General features: G+C 67.8%; 3 protein-coding genes. 1 reads left to right on the forward strand and 2 read right to left on the reverse strand.

The features are described from left to right. Positions 1 to 359, forward strand: a 359-nt coding sequence (locus WAW85_RS07510; RefSeq protein WP_422559002.1) for a DUF2599 domain-containing protein, incomplete at its 5' end; no start/stop codon positions are given. Positions 360 to 403: 44 nt separating this feature from the next. Here the strand turns inward: WAW85_RS07510 and WAW85_RS07515 are convergent. Continuing rightward, positions 404 to 1,273: a metal ABC transporter permease gene (locus WAW85_RS07515; RefSeq protein ID WP_422559004.1), complete on the reverse strand. Its 870-nt coding sequence runs from the start codon at positions 1,271 to 1,273 to the stop codon at positions 404 to 406. Then, positions 1,273 to 1,986, reverse strand: a 714-nt coding sequence (locus tag WAW85_RS07520) for a metal ABC transporter ATP-binding protein (protein WP_422559003.1), incomplete at its 5' end; no start/stop codon positions are given. The genes WAW85_RS07515 and WAW85_RS07520, both read right to left, overlap by 1 nt.

Consider the following 1,986-nt stretch of genomic DNA (forward strand, 5'->3'; position numbering starts at 1 on the left):
TAGTAGAACGTACCGCGTCGACGACGCGCACGCCGGTACCGCCGAGCTTGCCGCCGCCGTACGTTGAGAGCGTCGAATGGGTGCAGACTGAAGTAGGACCGAGCCTGCAGATTCATCCGACTCGGGCTGGCCGTACGGTCACCGGCGATACCGTCGCCGACACCGCCTGGGCTGAGGTGCTGGCGCTCGCCCCTGACGGTGACACGCCGGGCATGCGCGCGCAGTTCGACTGTCACTGGACGTTCGCGCGGCTTGTCGATCCGGAGAAAACCAGCTGGAACCTCGAACCTGACCGCCCGGTGGTCAGCAACGAAGACATGGTGGCCTATCGCTGCAACCCGGGATTTGCCGAGGAGTGACCCTTCGACAAGCCCAGGGAGCGTCGGGCGTGACGCGCGGCTGGTCAGTCGCGGGCACGCATGCCGAACAGGCGGGCGAGCAGATAGATCACGAACGAGATGGTGGTGACCAGCACCGAAATCGGTAACTCTGGGGCCAGGGAGAGGATGAGCCCGCCGACGGCGGCGATCTCCGCGAAGGCCACGGCGAGCACCAGTTGGCGTCCAGGGGACGCGGTGAGCCGGGCCGCCGCAGCGGCCGGCGTGATGAGCAGCGACATCACCAGCAGGGCGCCGATGATCTGCACGCCCTGGGCGGCGGCCAGGCCGACCAAGACCGCGAAGACGACCGAAAGGGTTCGCATCGGGACGCCCGCGGCGGTCGCCACGCGCGGGTCGAGACTGGCGAACAACAGCGGCCGGTAAATCACCGCGAGCACCGCGACCACAATGACGGCGGTGATCGCGACGGCCACCAGACCGGATTTGCCGACGCTCACTACCTGTCCGGTGAGCAGTGCGAAACCGGTACCGGTGCGGCCGTAGAGGTGGAGAAAGAGCACGCCCAGACCGAGGCCGAAGGCCATCACGACGCCGATCACCGAGTCGCGTTCGCGGGCGCGGTTACCCAGCCAGCCGAAGACTGCGGCGGCGATCACCGCGCCGATCACACCACCGAGGTTGACGCTGAACCCGAGGAGCAGGGCGGCAGCGGCACCGGTGAAGCTCAGCTCGGCGGCGCCGTGCACGGCAAAGCTCATCTGCCGGGCCACGATCATCGGGCCCAGCAAGCCGCCGATCAAGCCGAGCAGGGCGAGCGCGAGCAGAGACTGCTGCACAAAGGTGCGTGAGAGCAGGTCGGCGGTCTGCTCAAAGTTCCAGAAGCTACCCAGGTCGGCGGCCAGCATCAGATCCGCGCCGGCATGCGTTCGCATCATCGACCGATCACCCGCGTCGAGACGTCGCCGGGATCGCGTCCGCTGGCATCCAGGCTGCGGTACTCATGGTCGTCGCAGTGGTGGTGCTCGCCGTCACCGCCGATCACCACGAGCCGGCCAGCTACCTCGGCGACGTCGATCTGGCTGCCGTACAGCTCGCTGAGCGTTGCCGAGTTCATCACTTCGGCGACCGTGCCGATGCGGAACCGGCCATCGACTAGGTAGAGGACGCGGTCGACGAAGGGGAGCACCGGGTTGATCTCGTGCGTGACGAACAGGATTGCGGTGCCGTGGGCGCGCCGCCGCGCGTCCAGCAGGTCGACGACGGTGCGCTGGTTGCGCAAATCCAAACTGGAGAGTGGTTCGTCGCACAGCAGGACGTCGGGGTCATTGGTGAGGGCCTGTGCTACCCGCAGGCGCTGCTGCTCGCCGCCGGACAGCAGTCCGAGGGGTTTGTCGACAAAGGCGGTGGCGTCTACTTCGGCGACCGCTTTGTCGACCAGTGCGCTACGTCGGCCCCGCCCGAACAAGCCGACCCCCCATCGTGTTCCGTCCACGCCGAAGCCCACCAGATCGCGTCCGCGCAGTGCCATGAGGTCGGAGTCGCTGCCGTGCTGCTGCGGGACGTAGCCGAGCCTGCCGTGCACTGCGAGTGCCCCGGCGCTCAGCGGCGCCTGCCCGAGGATCGCCCGCAGTAGCGTGGTCTTGCC

Source organism: Gordonia sp. (in: high G+C Gram-positive bacteria), assembly GCF_049299075.1.
Taxonomy (GTDB): Bacteria; Actinomycetota; Actinomycetes; order Mycobacteriales; family Mycobacteriaceae; genus Gordonia.